Origin of the sequence: Psychrobacter sp., from assembly GCF_041554015.1 — a bacterium.
Lineage (GTDB): Bacteria > Pseudomonadota > Gammaproteobacteria > Pseudomonadales > Moraxellaceae > Psychrobacter.
On sequence record NZ_JBFFMS010000003.1, the window covers coordinates 52,152 to 69,761 of the forward strand.

Here is a 17,610-nt window from a genome sequence, read left to right on the forward strand (position 1 = left end):
AGACGCTGATGTTTCTTAGATAGTGCTTAATAGCCAATGTGCTGTAGAATTAACTAAAGACTATGTCATTACTCTGGATGATTCATCCATATCCAACCATTTTCTAGCCACTCCATGACTTCGTCAGGGTCAACCCCTTCCATATCGTCAAGGGTTAAATGCTCGCCATTCGATAAGCGCACGAGTAGTGCTATAGATGTTTCATGCAAATCATCTAGGCGTTGCCCATTGGCATATAAAACGATGTCATTATCCACTTGGGTATATAACAAGCGATTGCTATAATCGGCTTGTAACGTCGCGCCAGCTGCCAATGCAGCTATCATATCATCGGTCGTTAGCGATTCTTCAGGGACGAGCACATCATATTGACGCTTGCTGACCACTTCAGACACAGCTTGGCGAATAATCGTATCACCGCGCTCAGATTGGAGTAGTTGTAATAATTGCGTTTTAATCGCCTCGACACTGTCGGTTTTTAATTCACCTGATGCTTGCACAGCTTGTGGCAATAACATCGGGATAAATAAAGCGCTGTCATTGGTTGCCACATCGGCAAGGCTGTCAATGATTTGCATCAAGTTCGGACGACGGCAGCCAAATGAGAAGGTTAGGCAATCATCTTGCGCCACGCCAAAATGCGCTAACTTTGGCGGTACATACAGCACATCACCGGCTTCTAATATCTCATCAAAGATAATCTCGCCCATATCATCAAATAGACGTATTGGCTCATCGGCGACAAATTGGGTTTGCTCATCACAAAACTTACCCAACTGCCAGCGTCTAGAGCCATAACCTTGCGCTAAAAACACATCATAATCATCATAATGCTTGCCAACTGAGCCGCCTTTTGGCGCATAAGAGACCATAATATCGTCGCGCTGCCACTGCGGGATAAAATCAAGCGCTTGCCAGAGAGCGCCAAGTTCCGGCGACCATTGCTCAAGGTTCTGTACCAATACCGACCATTGCTCAGGCAAACTATCAAAATCTGCTTCAGCTAGCGGGCTTTTTTTAAGTTGCCATTGAGGCTGACCGTCTTGCTTGCTGGCAGCTTGAGTGAGTAGCCTTGCGGTCGCGTCTTCATCTATTGATAAGCCTAAAATATCCTCTGGCTCAAACATACCAATTAATTGTGGTAGGCCTTGCTTAATCAACAGCGGTTTTTTTTGCCAATAGTCATTTAAAAATTGTTCTGGTGTGATGGAATCTGGTAAACAAATGAGTATAGAAGTCATGGGTAAATCCGTATTTGAAAATGGGTATCAGAGAAGTAACGAGGGATGCTTTATAGGGCAGCTCTAATAGTTTATGATGATAATCCATCTGATAGCTACTATCATAGTATTAAAGACTATTATCAGAGCATCCAATAATTCTTAGGGTATTTATGAAAAAACTGCATTTTATCGTCATTATCGTCAGTGTGTTTTTATTACAAGCCTGTGTGCATAAGATAGTGACAGTACCTGCCAAAATCGCTTATAAAACCACTAAAGGCGTGGTAAAGGGTACGGTTGCTGTAGGCAAGGCTATTATACCGGGTGACAGTGATGATGAAGATAAAAAATAAAACCTTACCCAAAAGCTATGTATTTTCAAAGACGCATCTTTAAAGATAACTTATAGCATTTAGAGTAAGGTTTTTTATCAAGCTATAAATGAGTGCTCATTTATAGCTTTTTCACACTTTATAAAGATGAGCTGGTTGCCAGTTAAATTTTAGCAATCCACTCTTTAATCGTGCGTGCTTGTTCAGCCGCATTACCCACATAAGTCGCTGGTGTCATCTCGCGTAGGCGCGCTTTATCAGCATCGCTCACCGCAGACAGCTCATCGCTCTCAACGAAAGTCAGCATGGCTTCACGGGTCATCGCATTACCACGGGTGAGAGCTTTTAGCTTCTCGTATGGGTTTTCAACACGGTAGCGACGCATCACGGTTTGAATCGGCTCTGCCAATACTTCTTGGGCGCTGTCCAAATCATCGTTTAGACGCTGGGCATTTAATTCAAGTTTGCCTACGCCTTTTAGGCACGCATCATAAGCAATCATACTTTGCGCCAAACCAACACCGATATTGCGTAATACGGTAGAGTCAGACAAGTCGCGCTGCATACGTGAAATTGGCAGTTTTTCACCTAAGTGAGCAAGCATTGCATTGGCTACGCCCAAGTTACCTTCAGAGTTTTCGAAATCAATTGGATTGACTTTATGCGGCATCGTAGAAGAGCCAACTTCACCATCTTTTAGGCGCTGTTTGAAATAGCCTAAGCTAATATATTGCCAAATATCACGGTTGAAATCGATAAGAATAGTGTTAAAACGTTTTACCACGTCGAACAACTCAGCGATATAATCGTGCGGCTCAATTTGCGTGGTGTACGGATTAAATGTCAATTCTAGACGCTCATTGATAAATTGCTCAGCATGGGTCTGCCAATCAACATCAGGGTATGAAGCATAATGGGCGTTATAATTACCAACGGCACCATTGATTTTACCAAGTAGCTCAACTTCACCGACTTGCTTGATTTGACGGGCTAGACGATAAGCGACGTTTGCCATCTCTTTACCTAAAGTTGTCGGGCTAGCAGTTTGACCATGCGTACGTGATAACATCGGTTGGTCAGCATGAGCAATTGCTAAGTCAACGATGCTATCTGTGACTTGCTGCATTTTGGCAACGACGATGTCGCGGCTGTCTTTTAGCATTAATGCGTAAGATAGGTTGTTAATGTCTTCACTGGTACAAGCAAAATGAATAAATTCTAATGAATCTTCAAGCGCTGCCTGACCACGGAATTTGTCTTTGATAAAATACTCAACCGCTTTGACATCATGGTTGGTGGTTGCTTCGATATCTTTAATCGCTTGTGCATCAGCTTCGCTAAAATCATCAACGATAGCATTCAAAAACGCATTGGTCTCGGTATCAAATGCTGCCAATTCACCAATCGCATTGTTTTCCGCTAATGACTGTAACCAGCGAATCTCAACCGTGACGCGGGCTTTAATTAGACCAAATTCAGATAAATAAGGGCGTAAGCTGTCGGCTTTAGATGCATAACGGCCATCGATTGGGGATAGGGCGGTAAGTAAATTCATAAAGATACCTTAAGTAGTGTCAAGTAGTAACAAGTAGTGATCAGAAGGGTTGGAAATTAAGAATGACTACAAACTAACAAATAATACAACGTTTAATTTTTACAGAAAAATAGCTTTAAAATCCACAAGGCGCATCAATAGCGGCAATCACACCGCCACCTAAGCAAACCTCATCGATATAAAATACGGCTGATTGACCGGGGGTAACGGCGCGTTGTTGCTCATCAAAAACGACTCGTACCTCAGAGCCGTCTTCATTGCTAGCAAATACAGTACAGGCTTGGTCGGGCTGACGGTAGCGAGATTTTGCCATACAGCGCAAACCATCAGGACTAAAGATATCAGTAGGTGGTAGACCGTCTATCCAATCAAGCTTATAAGCTTGCAGCTCATTGCTCAGCATCATAGGATGCTCGTGACCTTGACCGACAATAAGACGATTGTTATCTAGGTCTTTTGCGAGCACAAACCACGGCTCTTCAGGACGGTCTTTGACACCGCCAATACCGATACCGCCGCGCTGACCTAAGGTGTAATACATCAGACCGTCATGCGTACCAATGATATGACCATCGTCAGTGACGATATCGCCTTTTTGTGCCGGCAAGTACTGCTGTAAAAAGTCTTTAAAACGGCGCTCGCCAATAAAACAAATACCAGTTGAGTCCTTTTTATTGGCGGTAATCAGGTCATGCTCTTCAGCGATTTGACGTACCACTGGCTTTTCAAGCTCACCAACTGGAAATAAAGTTTTGGCAATTTTATCACCGCCTACGGCATGTAAGAAGTAGCTTTGGTCTTTATTGTTATCAAGTCCGCGCAGCAGCTGCGCTACTTCAATACCATTACTATTCTCATAATTCACACTGCGGCGGGTATAGTGACCAGTAGCGATATAATCAGCGCCAAGCGTCAAGGCATAGTCTAAAAATGCTTTAAACTTAATCTCTTTGTTGCATAGGATGTCTGGATTGGGTGTACGTCCGGCTTTATATTCTGCTAAAAAATGCTCAAAAACACGATCCCAATACTCCATGGCAAAGTTGGCGGTATGCAGCTTTATGCCAATTTTGTCGCACACTGCTTGCGCGTCAGCCAAGTCATCCATCGCGGTACAGTATTCCGTGCCGTCATCTTCTTCCCAGTTTTTCATAAAAAGACCTTCGACCACAAAGCCTGCCTGCTGAAGTAATACAGCAGAGACAGAAGAGTCGACTCCGCCTGACATCCCGACAATCACATGCTTAGTGCTAGGGTTATCGATATCGGCAAGCGTTAAGGGACGATGGGCGTCAAAAGCAGCAGAGACTGAGGTGTTAGAAGCGTTTGGTATGGCTGACATAAAGCGGCTCAACTATTTATACTTTGTCCAAGATTTATAATGGCACAGACGCTAAATGCAGGAGCTATCATGATAAGCTGAGCAAGTTGCTAGTGCCGGTTTTTCTTTTAGACTGGGTATTATGATAAAATAAGCGTCATATTATACCAGTTAATTGAAACTGGTGGCGAGCTATGGCATCTTACTGGCTATAAAACCGCTTTAAAAATTTAGATAATGGTTTTCAATTATCCTAATCACCATTAATTTATTTGGAATGAGAATGATAAAAATTGGTCAAGGTATTGATGTTCATGCGTTTCATAACAACGGTCAGCAGCAGCAATATGTAGTGCTGGCAGGTGTGCCGATCGATCATACGCACAGTTTGCTTGCGCACTCTGATGGTGATGTGGTATTGCATGCGCTTGCCGATGCGTTGCTTGGCGCCTTGGCACTCGGTGATATCGGGCAACATTTTCCAGATACCGATGCGGCAAATGCTGGTTTAGATTCGCGCGTATTGCTTCGTTATGTGTATGGAAAAGTATTGGCTGCCGGTTATATGTTAGGCAATGCTGATATCACCGTGATGTGTGAGCGCCCCAAACTGGCACCGCATAATTTAGCCATGCGCGCCAATATCGCGAGCGACTTGCAGACCGATGTGAGTAATATCAGTGTAAAGGCAACCACCACTGAAAAATTGGGCTTTACCGGTCGCCAAGAGGGTATTATGGCCAATGCCGTGGTATTATTGGTGCCGAATGCGTCTGGCGTTTCATCTACAATAGCAGATCAGAGCCTATGATTATGGCTGCCAGCTATCAAAATAACTTGCAATCTGGTTGATACTGCCCCATATAGCAGCCAAACGAAAAATTTAATGTTAAATGTCTTTTATATAAATAGGAGTTTTTATGAGCGAGCAAACCCCAAATACGGCTGCCAATGATATTGAACAACTGATTCGTAACCAAATCAAAGACAACAAAGTCATTTTGTATATGAAAGGCACACCACAGTTTCCACAGTGTGGTTTTTCTGCCAAAGCGATTGAAGTCTTAACGCAAATTGGTCGTCCATTTGCGTTTGTCAATATCTTAGAAAACCCAGAGATCCGTGCAACGTTACCACAAATCGCCAATTGGCCAACTTTTCCGCAGCTGTGGATCGATGGCGAGTTGATGGGCGGATCAGATATCATCTTGCAAATGTACCAATCAGGCGAGCTTAAGCCATTGGTAGAAGCAAACAGCCCAGCTGCTTAATATCTAACATACTATATATTAGCGTTTGATATTTGAATGTTGATATAAGTAACGTTCACATTTAAGCTCCAAATCCGAGCTACCTTATCAAAGGTGGCTCGGATTTTTATTTTTTAATATTGATAGGCAGCACGTTCAATTGTTTAAAGTAAATTGTTTTTGCCAACTTTGTCCCCATATTATTCTTAATATCGATGTTTGAAACATCGAAGCAGCGAAGCATTGAGAAATACTGACACACTCAATCAATAATAAGAGCCTTCTATGACTAAAGAGTTAAACAGCCAAGCAGCACAAACACAAGATGCCGAGCAAGCTGCGATTGAAAAACGTCGCGAGCATCTAAAAACTGAATCACTACGTATTATCGATATTGCAGATTGTGAGCCAAATTCTGCCCTTAAATGTATCCATCAGCTGAGTGTGGCAGGCGGTGCTACCGAAGCCACTTATATTGCGATTGAACAGCGTATCGTCGCTGATCAAGATACTGCTGGTGCCTATCATTTGGCGCTATTGGCACAAAATACGCCAGATTTGCCCATCGATGCGCGTCAACTGATTGAGCTGGTCGTTAATAAAGGCGACAATCAGCAGCGTTTAGCATTATTAAAAAACCTGCTACTACCGCCCGTTGACATGATTAAAGAGCAGATTTTAGCCAGTGATGATGGTGATGCTATTGGTCTGATGAATGCCTATTTACAGATCAATCCAGAAGGTTATGGCAGTCAGCATATGCTGAGCAGTGGTCAATCAGACCAAATTGTACCGCTCAGTCCTGGTAACTCATAGCTGTTTATTAGACTATTGATGGCTATGTTTGCTGATGCTCAAACTTAATTTTAATAGTTTTTGTTCTAACGTTTTTTAAGCGGCAAAAAATTGTTATAATTACCGGCTATCTAACCTATCTTTAACGGCGGCTCTGAGTCGTTATCTCTTTTTAAATTCGACTGACGTTTATTTACCTGTAGCCAAGCTATTTGAACATAGCTTTTGGCTTATGGTAGCGTTGACAGTCAAGTGAGGCATACATGCAATACCCAAAAAATTACGACGTGGTAGTGATCGGCGGCGGTCATGCTGGTACAGAAGCGGCTCTGGCGGCCGCACGTATGGGTGCGCAAACTTTACTATTGACGCATAATATTGAGACGCTAGGGCAGATGAGCTGTAACCCCGCGATTGGTGGTATCGGTAAGTCGCATTTGGTGCGTGAGATTGATGCGCTTGGCGGCGCCATGGCACTGGCAACGGATAAGTCAGGTATCCAGTTTCGCGTACTCAATAGCCGTAAGGGTGCCGCTGTACGAGCCACGCGCGCGCAAGCAGATCGTATTCTTTACAAAGCTGCTATTCGTCATACGCTTGAGAATCAGCCAAATCTTGATATCTTTCAGCAAGCGGCTGATGATATCTTGGTTGAAAACGGTCGAGCCACAGCGGTTGTGACTGCGACGGGTATTGTTTTTAAGACGCAAACGGTGGTATTAACCTCAGGTACGTTTTTAGGTGGGGTGATTCATATTGGTCTTGAGAGCTCAAAAGGAGGGCGCGCAGGTGATCAGCCGTCTATTAAGCTTGCTGATCGTTTACGTGAGCTGAAACTCCCTGTTGGTCGCTTAAAGACGGGTACGCCTGCGCGTATTGATGCGCGCAGTGTTGATTTTAGTGTGATGACTGTACAGCCGGGTGACACGCCGCTCCCAGTCATGAGCTATATGGGCGATGTGTCTATGCATCCTGAGCAGGTCAATTGCTATATCACCCATACCAATGCCCGTACTCATGACATCATTCGTGAAAACCTTGATCGCTCACCGATGTTCTCTGGCAAAATCGAAGGCGTAGGTCCGCGTTATTGTCCATCTATTGAAGACAAAATCCACCGTTTTGCCGATAAAGACAGTCATCAAATCTTTATCGAGCCAGAAGGTTTGACCACGCATGAGCTATATCCAAATGGTATTTCAACCAGCTTACCATTCGATGTGCAGTTAGACTTTATCCATAGTATGAAAGGCTTAGAGAACGCGCATATCACCCGCCCAGGCTATGCGATTGAGTATGATTATTTCGATCCACAGAGCTTAAAGCCAACTTTAGAGACCAAGTCGATTGAGCGCTTGTATTTTGCTGGGCAAATCAATGGTACGACAGGCTATGAAGAAGCGGGCGTACAAGGTCTATTAGCAGGTACCAATGCGGCACTGGTCACTTGTGAAAACAGTGAGTTTGATGTTTGGACGCCGCGCCGCGATGAAGCGTATCTTGGCGTACTGGTCGATGATTTGATTACCCATGGCACCACTGAACCATATCGTATGTTTACCAGTCGTGCTGAGTATCGTTTGCTGTTACGTGAAGACAATGCTGATCAACGCTTAACCGAAACTGGTCGTAAGCTTGGCTTGGTAGATGATGTGCGCTGGCAGGCTTATGAAGAAAAGATGGAAGCGATAGCCTCAGAAACCGCACGTCTAAAAGATATTTGGGCGACGCCTACCAATGCGCTAGGGGCGAAAGTCACAGAGCAAACAGGAGAGGTGCTGTCTAAAGAATCAAATGCTTATGATTTATTGAAACGCCCACAAATTCACTTTAATGATATTGCAGCGATTACAGACTCAGAGGTTGATAGTCAAGTCGGTGAGCAGATTGAGATTTCTGTCAAATATGCAGGCTATATTGATCGTCAGCAAGAAGACATCGACCAGATGAAGCGTTTGGAGAATACCGCATTACCACTGGATTTTGATTATAGTGTGGTATCGGGCTTATCCAATGAGATTGTGCAGAAACTGGCGCAGATCCGTCCTGCAACGCTTGCCCAAGCGGGACGCATTAGCGGAGTCACGCCTGCTGCTATTCAGTTATTAGCGATGACCGTTAAAAAACAGAAAAAAGTACAAGCAGCATTAAACGCGTCATAAGGCGTGTTGTTATAATGACATAAACGTAAAAAGCCCATAATGACACCTCATTATGGGCTTTTTTTTAGCCAATTATTATTGGGATAAAAAGAAAGCTGCGTACCCGCTTGTCTTGCTGGCTGTTTTGTCTCTATACTAATGCGACAACTCATCTCACTTATTCATTATTTATCTCGCTGTTGTTCATAATATGGTGAGCTTGTTACCCCGTTGAGCTTATTTATGACCGCTGCTATTATTTTTGCCATCACCATTGTCCTGCCTAACCTATTTTTAATGGGGTTGGGTTTTTTTATGCAGCGACGCGGCGAGGTGAGTCAAGCGTTTATCGATCAAGCTTCCAGCTTCGTTTTTAACTATTGTTTGCCTTGCTTATTGTTTTTTAGCGTCGTTGACAGTGAGGTCGATTATGCCAAGCAAATGGTGTTAATTATTGCAGGCATTGTGGTGACCTTTATCTTGTTTATCGGTTCTGAGCTCTATGCCAACCGCTTTATCAGTAAGCCAGCTGACCAAGGGGTGTTTGTACAAGGTATCTTTCGTAGTAATATGGCGATTATCGGACTGGCAACCGTTGCCAACGCCTATGGTGAGCAAGGCTTAAGTATTGGCGCCGTTTATATGGGGGTGGTGACGATATTATTTAATATCTTAGCTGTCATTACCCTAAGTCGTGTGTCTAAAAGCACGGACGATACGTGGCTCAGTCGTAGTACCATGATTGTCAAAAAGCTGTTTACCAATCCATTAATCATCGCCTTGGTCGCAGCATTTGCTTATAAGGCGTTATCGCTGCCGCCGATTACGGGCGTGATTCATAAGACCGGCGATTTGCTAGCAGCGGTGGCACTACCGCTGGCATTGATTTGCGCTGGAGCAAGTATTGATTTAAGGTCGATGCTACATTTGTCGGGGTTATCCATGCAGGCCAGTATTGGGCGTATTGTCATTGCCCCTGTGGTTGCTATTGCCGTTGGGCTGGGCTTTGGCTTATCGGGTATGCATATGGGTGTGCTGTTTTTAATGGTGGCGTCACCGACTGCCGCTGCCAGTTATGTGATGGCAAAGGCCATGGGTGGGAATGATATATTGGCCGCTAATATTTTAGCGTTTACCACCGTCGTAGGTATGTTTGGTATGGCGATTGGCGCGGCAATACTGCGCGCCATGGGGCTAATTTAACCATGGCTTGATAAATGACCACAGACGTATCAAACAATGATTCAATTAAAAGACCTTTATTAATTGCTTCTAAAGCTCTAACTAAAAAGCCTCCTCATCTTTATAGAAGGGGAGGCTTTTTAGTATTATGCAAATATTTACGTTGGCTGTAAGTCAAACAAATCAAGCTCAGAGACAAGCTCAAGCGAGCGCACCCGTGCTGCTTGGTCATAGATATTTGCTGTCACAATCAGCTCATCTGGCTGATGGGTAGCAAGGAACGCTGCAAGCTTGGGTTTGACGGTTGCAACAGAGCCGATAAATGCTACCGACAATGCACTATCTACCATCATTTTCTCAGCCGCACTCCAAATACTATCCATATTATGAGTAGGCTTTGGCATTTGACCGGTTTCACCACGGCGCAAACGCACAAAGCTCTGCTGCGCTGAAGTAAAGTGATAATGGGCGGTTGCATCGTCATCTGCCAGCAATAAATTCGCCGCTAGCATGACATAGGGCTTGTCTAAATAAGCTGATGGTCTAAATTGTTCGCGATAAGCATTGATGGCTTGCCCAAGCATTTGCGGTGCAAAGTGCGAGGCAAAGACATATGGCAATCCTAAGTGTGCTGCTAAGGTTGCCCCAAAAAGAGACGAACCCAATATCCAGATAGGAATGTTTGATTTTGCACCGGGGAACGCCTGTACCGGACTATCGTCTGTACCATTTCCCAAAAAGTACATCAACTCTTGCACATCTTGTGGAAAGCGATCAGCATCTTGCATCTGGCGACGTAATGCTTGAAAGGTAGCACCATCGGTACCGGGCGCACGACCCAAACCCAAATCTACGCGATCGCCGTATAAAGCTTGCAAAGTACCAAACTGCTCTGCGATAACAAGCGGTGCATGATTGGGCAGCATCACGCCGCCTGCGCCAATACGTATACGCTTGGTCTGAGCACCGATATGTGACAGCAGCACTGACGTCGCTGCGCTAGCGATACCGGGCATATTATGATGTTCTGCCATCCAGTACCGGTTTAGACCGGATTTTTCGGCTTGCTGCGCGGTCTCAACGGTTTGAGCGATACCTTCAGCAATGGTTTTGCCCTCGGGGACGGGAGCCAAATCTAAAAAAGATAGTGGGATTGTGTTGCTCATAATTCACCTATGGTTATGATGGCGCCATTCAACGACATTTTTATAGTTGGTTTTTTTAAACATCAGTAATAAAAAAGTATGCTGATTATTCAGTAGCTCATATGATGGGGCAGTTATAGAGAATATAAAGGTCAATGCCCAAGGTGATAACAAATCGTAATAATTCGAGGCGCATATAAGAGTGCCGCGCAGGTGTCTTACCGAAATTGATAGCCTCATAAAAGAAAAACACCGCTATCAGTGATAACGGTGCTGTTTTTATTGGTTAGCAAGGCGATTATTTAGCCTCGATACTTGAAGTCGGTGTTCATTGCTCAAATGCAGCTACTTAACCAGCTACTGATTAAATTAATAGCTATTGACTAAACTGTTTTTGGCATAGCTCCATAAAGGCGCGTCCATATTGACGAATCTCTGCATCATCACGTACCGCCATCCAACTGGTAAAGCGACCAAAGTGGTCTACTGGAATAGCCGTTAAATTTTGGTAGTGACTTGGCTCAAATGCCATTTCGGCAATAATACCAATGCCTAATCCCAGTCCTACATAAGTGCTAATCACATCGGCATCAAGTGCAGCGAGGACAATATCTGGCTCAAGTCCTGCGTCACTAAAGGTCTTGTCAATGGCGCCGCGCCCCGTAAAACCACCGTGATAGGTCACGATCGGATAGCTGGCAAGGGTTGGTAAGTCGATAGATTCTAGGCCGGCAAGTTCATGATCACTTGGCACAATAACGCGGTGCGTCCAGTCATAATAGCGATAGCAGCGTAGATAGTTATTGTGTAACAACGACTCGGTCGCAATACCAATATCGGCTTGTCCACGTATCACCATTTGGGCGATGGTTTCAGGGTCTGCTTGCTGCAAGATGAGATTGACTTTAGGAAAGCGCTCTTTAAAAGCTTTAACCACCTCTGGCAGTACATAACGTGCCTGCGTGTGAGTGGTAGCAATCGTCAGCGTGCCAATATTGGGGTTATTAAAATCCAAGCTTAAGTTTTCAATGGTACGAATCTCAGCAAAGATAGATTCGATATGCGGCATAAGCGCCGTACCCATGGTCGTAAGCCCAGTCAAACGTTTGCCTTGGCGCACGAATACTTCAGTTTTAAGCTGGTTTTCAAGCGCTGCGATATGCTTAGATAGACTTGATTGGCTGGTATGCAGTACCGTAGCTGCTTGACTTAAGTTGTAGCCATTGATTACGGTATGCCACACGGTCTCCAACTGTTTGAGTTGAATTTGCAGATGTCGCTGATTGACCACTACGTCGATTGCCATCACTTAACCCTATTGTATAAATATACAAACCCATCTGTATATAAAAATAAAAACCTAGAAATATTCAATAAGTCGTTAGTGTAAATCAAAGCTATTATTCTTGTATATAATAAATAGGTATCTATTTATGTAGATAAGGAATATAGAGATTTTATTGAGGGATAGCTCATATGAAAAATCCATGGGAAAATCTATAAAGAGAAGAGGATGGTTTATAATTAAGTAAGGTTGAGATACACACGATTAACAAGGCTAGTCATAGAGTGTAGCCGATACGCTCAATCAAGCAGTTAATGCAAAAACATCTAGTCAAGATAGACGTTCTCAAGTACCATTATTCAATTTTGCAGCAAGTAGCATTTTCTTTGTACAGAGCTAGGCGATTTTTTGTCCCTTTTTATCCTGATAATCTCAATAGCACACTGCCGGTAGATAGGATTTTTGGATAAAAGATAGCGCGCTGTCGTATTCTTTGTCTAAATTTTGGTGAGTTATTATGTCTGCAGTCAAACCTATTCCGCCCAATCCTCCGATTGCCAAGAAGTCACTTAGCGAATCTTTGCAGGCATATCTTGATCGACGTTCGATTATCATGCTGTTTTTAGGCTTTGTCGCCGGCATTCCTATCTTGCTGATTTTCTCAAGCTTGTCATTATGGCTGCGTGAAGCAGGGATTGATCGTAGCGTGGTGACCATGTTTAGCTGGGCGGCACTTGGATATGCTTTTAAGTTTATTTGGGCGCCCTTAATTGATGCGATACCCTTACCGATACTAACCAAGCTCTTAGGTCGTAGGCGCAGCTGGATACTAGTGTCGCAGGTGATGATTATTGCCGCCATTTGTATCATGGCGAGTGTCAATCCAGCGAATGAGGGCAGCCTAGTGCTGATGGCCGTGGGCGCAGTACTGCTTGGCTTTTCATCAGCGACACAAGATATTGTTATCGATGCGTACCGTATTGAATTGGCGCCGCCAAGCTTACAGGCAGTATTGTCTGCCATGTATGTGACCGGTTATCGTATCGGGATGATCGTTGCTGGCGCTGGGGCATTGTATTTGGCTGATTATTTTGGTTCTACGGAGAGCTTTTATAGCTATGAAGCTTGGCGAAATACTTACTGGATTATGGCCGCGATCATGGGTATTGGGGTTATTACCACTTTAGTGATCCATGAGCCGATTAGACAACAAGTCGTGGTTGAGCGTAAAAATTCAGACTATACCCGTTTGGTATTGGTATTTGCTATCTCAGTCATAGGTTTTGTGTTGGTATTTGCCAATGCAGGATTGGTATTACCTGAGACAGAAGGTGTGTTTGCAGGCTTTATAAACGAAGTGGTGCGCATGCTAGCGAGCTTGGCTGCGGCGTTGGCTATTGGTTACGGTTTAGTAAAAGCAAACCTTGTAGAGCAAGAGTTTGCTAAGACCACATGGATTGAGCCTGTTGCTGACTTTTTCCGTCGTTATGGCAAAAAGGCTTTATTATTACTGGCGCTCATTGGTTTATACCGTATATCCGATATTGTCGCTGGGGTCATCTCTAACGTCTTTTATCAAGATATGCAATTTACCAAAGTTGATATTGCCAATGCCGTCAAGCTGGTTGGCGTTGTTATGGCGATTGCAGGTGGTTTTTTGGGTGGTTTATTGGCCCAAAAAATGCGTATCATGCGCGCCATGATGGTCGGGGCAATTCTTGCCTGTGTGACCAACTTATTATTTATCCTACTGACCTATCATCCTGGTAGCTTACCTTACATGTATTTGGCAGTGATTCTTGATAACTTGGCTGCTGGTCTTGCGAGTGCGGTATTTATTGCCTTTTTATCTGCATTAACCTCCATTCGCTTTACCGCCGTGCAGTACTCGATATTCTCATCACTCATGACTTTACTACCAAAAGTAGTTGGTGGTTACTCAGGTACCATCGTTGACAGTACCAGCTATCCATTCTTCTTTATGTTTACCTTTTTAATTGGCATTCCTATTTTAGCGCTGATTTATTATGTTGATAAGTATATCGTTATTGGTGATAACGATGACTTTTACAGTGATAGCAACGATAGTAATGATGGCAGTAATAGCAGTCATGAAGGCGTTGAATTAACCAAAGCCAACCCTAATTTAACCAATACCAATGAGCCGCCGCGCGCCTCAGAGTAGAGCGCGGGTTTTAAAGGTAAACCAGAGACAATCATTAAGAGTCATTTATGACAGTGCCCAAAGCAGCAAGCATTACGATAGAGAAAATCAAACAGCAAGCGCCGCAAATGGCGAAAGAGTTATCTGTACCGCCATTTTGGCTCACTGATTGGTTGTTATTTGTCATTGGGCAGCCAAGCTCGTTTTTAATTACTGATGAAAATTATCAACTGACCGATAGCGAGCTTGAGCAGTTTAATGCAGGTATCATCAAAATGCAGCAGGGCATACCCTTAGCTTATCTAACAGGTGAGCAAGAGTTTTGGTCGCTGACATTTGCGGTGAATGAGCATACGCTGATACCCAGACCTGATACTGAGGTATTGGTAGAAACGGTACTGGCATGGATAAACGCCCAGCCTGTCGCGCAATCTGAGCAGACGATTAAGAAGCGTCTGCTAGACTTGGGCACAGGTTCTGGTTGTATTGCTATCAGCCTTGCCCATGAGCTAAAGCTGGCTGATAAGTTAAAACAAATACGCTGGCAAGTCGTTGCCGTTGATCTATCAACAGAGGCAATAAAGATTGCTCAGCATAATGCCGTTAATAATGCGGTAGACATTGAGTTTATTCATAGTAGCTGGTACGAGGCACTATCGACTCAAGATGAGCAGTTATTTGATGTGATTGTCTCAAACCCGCCTTATATCGATGAAGCCGATGAGCATTTAGTACGTTTGGTAGCTGAACCTATGAGCGCTCTGAGTGCACCCAATCATGGGCTTGCTGATATTGAGCATATCGCCCAACAAGCCCCTAAATATCTAAAAATAGGCGGATTATTGGCGATTGAGCATGGCTTTGACCAAGGATTTGCTGTGCGCCAATTATTTGCCGATAATGACTTTGGTAATATCCAAACGGTTAAAGATTTTGGCTCAAACGATAGAGTGACGCTTGGACAATTGAATAAACATCCGCTTAAATCTTAATGAGTGGTTATAAATATGAGTAAGTTGGTAGAAACAGAGATGTTGTCAGATGATGAGCTGCTGCGTTATGCACGTCAGATACTGCTAGATGGTTGGGATATTGATGCTCAGCTACGTCTAAAAGCATCGCGTATCGTTATGATAGGCGCAGGCGGTCTTGGCTGTCCGGCGTCTGAGACACTGGTGCGAGCAGGGTTAGGGCAGGTGCATCTGATCGATGATGATGTGATTGAGGCCAGTAATTTGCAGCGTCAAACCTTATTTTTACCTGATGATATCGGTAAGTCTAAAGCACTGACCGCGGCGAAAATGCTAGTGCGTATCAATCCTTTGATAATTGCGCGCGGAACGGTCGCGCGCCTGAGTACAGACAACGCTTATGAGCTGCTTGATATGGCATCTGGTAAGCCTGATCTGCTATTAGACTGCACTGATAATTTTGCTACCCGTGATATTATCAATCGTATCAGTGTCCGTTATCAGATTCCATTATTGTCAGCATCTGCTATTGCCATGCAAGGGCAGTTAGCATTGTATGAGCCGCAATTAAATACAGGCTGCTACCACTGTGTGTTTGGCTCAGTGATACCCGATGCCGCGGCAGATGAGCGTACCTGTGCCAATTCAGGCGTACTTGCCAGTACGACCGCTATCATGGGTAATCTACAAGCCAATGCGGCCTTGCAATATTTAGGATTAACCAAAAATCCACTGACAAATAAACTGCTGTTATGGGATGGTAATCAGATGCAGCAGCGCTTGATGGGCTATCGAAAAGATATCGAGTGCCCTGTCTGCAATAGCCTTTGTTAATTTTTATCGTTTGCTATAAAGCATTATCCTCACTCATCCTCAAATATCCTTTATATAAGCACAGTTGTTTTTTATGAAAATACATCGTCCGCATTTATTAAAACATACCTTTAATGTCGTCAATCGGGTTCGACAAACGGCAAGTGTCGCTGGTCTATCTGCGCTGAGAGTCGCAAAAGGCGAAAAACCTGATGCCATGCTCTTAAAAGAGACCTTTGAGCAACTGGGCACCACTTATATCAAAATCGGGCAGTTTATTGCCAGTACGCCGTCATTATTCCCGCGCGACTATGTACAAGCGTTTCAGAGCTGCTTAGATCAAACGACGCCCTTATCTTATACTTATATCGAACAGGTGTTAAAAGAAGAGCTGGCTGTTGACGGACAGACCCTTGATGATATGTTTGCTCATATTGATAAAAAGCCATTGGCATCAGCTTCTATCGCCCAAGTTCATGCAGCGCGTTTGCATAATGGTGAGGAAGTGGTATTAAAGGTACAGAAACCTGGTGTCGAAACCATCATGCAAACGGATTTGGGCGTATTGCATGGGGTGACAAAATTGGTTGAGCTGCTAATGCCGTCGATGAAATTTGCCAGTATTGCACCGATTATCGATGAGATTCGTTTGCGCATGCTTGCAGAGACAGACTTTATTGCTGAAGCGCAAAATATTCGTGATTTTCAGCAGTTCTTGGCAGTATCAGGCAATACGCGCGTGGTTGCGCCAACCGTATACGAGGCACTGACCACCAAGCGTGTGTTGACCATGAGCCGCTTATATGGCGTCTCTATGGTAGATGAATCTTTGATGCGTCAGTATTGTGCTGACCCTGCGCAAGTGATGGCAGATACGCTCAATACCTGGTTTGCAAGCCTGATGTTATGCAATAGTTTCCATGCTGATTTGCATGCTGGCAATCTCATGCTACTGACTGATGGACGTATCGGATTTTTAGATTTTGGTATTGTCGGTAAATTAAAGGCTGAGAGTTGGCGCGCCTGCATGGGCATGATGCAAGCCCTGCAAGACAATGACTATCATGCGATGGCGCGTAATATGGTCGATATGGAGATGACTCATGGCGGTAATCAGGTCGATGTCATGGCACTGGGTGATGATTTGCAGCGTATGATGAAGACTATCATGGCAGAGGATAAGGCATTTACTAGCGGTGTGCCTTTTAATAGTAAAGAGCAGGCGGATGAGCTTAATAAAATGATGCTAGAAATCGTTGAGGTTGGCAAACGTCATGGCATTCATTTTCCGCGTGACTTTGCTTTACTAACCAAGCAAATGCTCTATTTTGACCGCTTTATGCGCACGCTTGCCCCTGATATGGATATGTTTAGTGATCAGCGCGTACAGATGTTGGGGCACAGTGAGACGGTCTAGATTAGGAATAGCTAGC

General features: G+C 44.1%; 15 protein-coding genes. 10 read left to right on the forward strand and 5 right to left on the reverse strand.

What is annotated here, in order from left to right:
- Positions 1 to 68 precede the first annotated feature (68 nt).
- The gene (locus ABYU67_RS01955) at positions 69 to 1,241 is read right to left on the reverse strand and encodes a JmjC domain-containing protein (RefSeq protein WP_372843332.1); all 1,173 of its coding nucleotides are present in this window, start codon (positions 1,239 to 1,241) and stop codon (positions 69 to 71) included.
- A gap of 152 nt (positions 1,242 to 1,393) precedes the next feature.
- On the opposite strand from ABYU67_RS01955, the gene ABYU67_RS01960 reads away from it, so the two are divergent.
- Positions 1,394 to 1,576, forward strand: a complete 183-nt coding sequence (locus ABYU67_RS01960) for an NF038104 family lipoprotein (protein ID WP_372843333.1) — start codon at positions 1,394 to 1,396, stop codon at positions 1,574 to 1,576.
- 142 nt (positions 1,577 to 1,718) lie between these two features.
- Here ABYU67_RS01960 and purB read toward each other — a convergent pair whose 3' ends face one another.
- Positions 1,719 to 3,110 (reverse strand): adenylosuccinate lyase, encoded by a 1,392-nt coding sequence (gene purB, locus ABYU67_RS01965; RefSeq protein ID WP_372843334.1) that lies wholly within the window; start codon positions 3,108 to 3,110, stop codon positions 1,719 to 1,721.
- A 115-nt stretch (positions 3,111 to 3,225) separates the two neighbouring features.
- Entirely contained in the window at positions 3,226 to 4,452 is a 1,227-nt protein-coding gene (mnmA, locus tag ABYU67_RS01970; RefSeq protein WP_372843335.1) for a tRNA 2-thiouridine(34) synthase MnmA, read from the reverse strand.
- Between the two features lie 256 nt (positions 4,453 to 4,708).
- Between mnmA and ispF the strand changes: the two genes are divergently transcribed.
- From ispF to ABYU67_RS01995, 5 genes are all read left to right on the forward strand, one after another.
- Positions 4,709 to 5,242, forward strand: coding sequence for a 2-C-methyl-D-erythritol 2,4-cyclodiphosphate synthase (ispF, locus tag ABYU67_RS01975; RefSeq protein WP_372843336.1), 534 nt, complete (start codon positions 4,709 to 4,711; stop codon positions 5,240 to 5,242).
- Between the two features lie 109 nt (positions 5,243 to 5,351).
- Positions 5,352 to 5,702 (forward strand): Grx4 family monothiol glutaredoxin, encoded by a 351-nt coding sequence (gene grxD, locus ABYU67_RS01980; RefSeq protein ID WP_372843337.1) that lies wholly within the window; start codon positions 5,352 to 5,354, stop codon positions 5,700 to 5,702.
- A 264-nt stretch (positions 5,703 to 5,966) separates the two neighbouring features.
- Entirely contained in the window at positions 5,967 to 6,497 is a 531-nt protein-coding gene (locus tag ABYU67_RS01985; RefSeq protein WP_372843338.1) for a hypothetical protein, read from the forward strand.
- Positions 6,498 to 6,739: 242 nt separating this feature from the next.
- Positions 6,740 to 8,638 (forward strand): tRNA uridine-5-carboxymethylaminomethyl(34) synthesis enzyme MnmG, encoded by a 1,899-nt coding sequence (gene mnmG / locus ABYU67_RS01990; RefSeq protein ID WP_372843339.1) that lies wholly within the window; start codon positions 6,740 to 6,742, stop codon positions 8,636 to 8,638.
- Between the two features lie 222 nt (positions 8,639 to 8,860).
- Entirely contained in the window at positions 8,861 to 9,820 is a 960-nt protein-coding gene (locus ABYU67_RS01995; protein WP_372843341.1) for an AEC family transporter, read from the forward strand.
- A gap of 137 nt (positions 9,821 to 9,957) precedes the next feature.
- Here ABYU67_RS01995 and ABYU67_RS02000 read toward each other — a convergent pair whose 3' ends face one another.
- Together ABYU67_RS02000 and ABYU67_RS02005 are read right to left on the reverse strand one after the other, a co-directional pair.
- Complete coding sequence (locus ABYU67_RS02000; protein ID WP_372843343.1) at positions 9,958 to 10,965, reverse strand: LLM class flavin-dependent oxidoreductase; 1,008 nt, start codon at positions 10,963 to 10,965, stop codon at positions 9,958 to 9,960.
- Positions 10,966 to 11,320: 355 nt separating this feature from the next.
- On the reverse strand, positions 11,321 to 12,250 hold the full coding sequence (locus tag ABYU67_RS02005; RefSeq protein WP_201609724.1) for a LysR substrate-binding domain-containing protein: 930 nt from the start codon (positions 12,248 to 12,250) through the stop codon (positions 11,321 to 11,323).
- Between the two features lie 496 nt (positions 12,251 to 12,746).
- Between ABYU67_RS02005 and ABYU67_RS02010 the strand changes: the two genes are divergently transcribed.
- The 4 genes from ABYU67_RS02010 to ABYU67_RS02025 all read left to right on the forward strand — a co-directional run bounded on the left by ABYU67_RS02010 (position 12,747) and on the right by ABYU67_RS02025 (position 17,594).
- Entirely contained in the window at positions 12,747 to 14,414 is a 1,668-nt protein-coding gene (locus ABYU67_RS02010; RefSeq protein ID WP_372843345.1) for an MFS transporter, read from the forward strand.
- Between the two features lie 47 nt (positions 14,415 to 14,461).
- Entirely contained in the window at positions 14,462 to 15,385 is a 924-nt protein-coding gene (gene prmC, locus ABYU67_RS02015; RefSeq protein ID WP_372843346.1) for a peptide chain release factor N(5)-glutamine methyltransferase, read from the forward strand.
- 15 nt (positions 15,386 to 15,400) lie between these two features.
- The gene (locus ABYU67_RS02020) at positions 15,401 to 16,198 is read left to right on the forward strand and encodes a ThiF family adenylyltransferase (RefSeq protein WP_372843348.1); all 798 of its coding nucleotides are present in this window, start codon (positions 15,401 to 15,403) and stop codon (positions 16,196 to 16,198) included.
- Positions 16,199 to 16,271: 73 nt separating this feature from the next.
- Complete coding sequence (locus tag ABYU67_RS02025; protein ID WP_372843350.1) at positions 16,272 to 17,594, forward strand: ABC1 kinase family protein; 1,323 nt, start codon at positions 16,272 to 16,274, stop codon at positions 17,592 to 17,594.
- Positions 17,595 to 17,610: the final 16 nt, after the last annotated feature.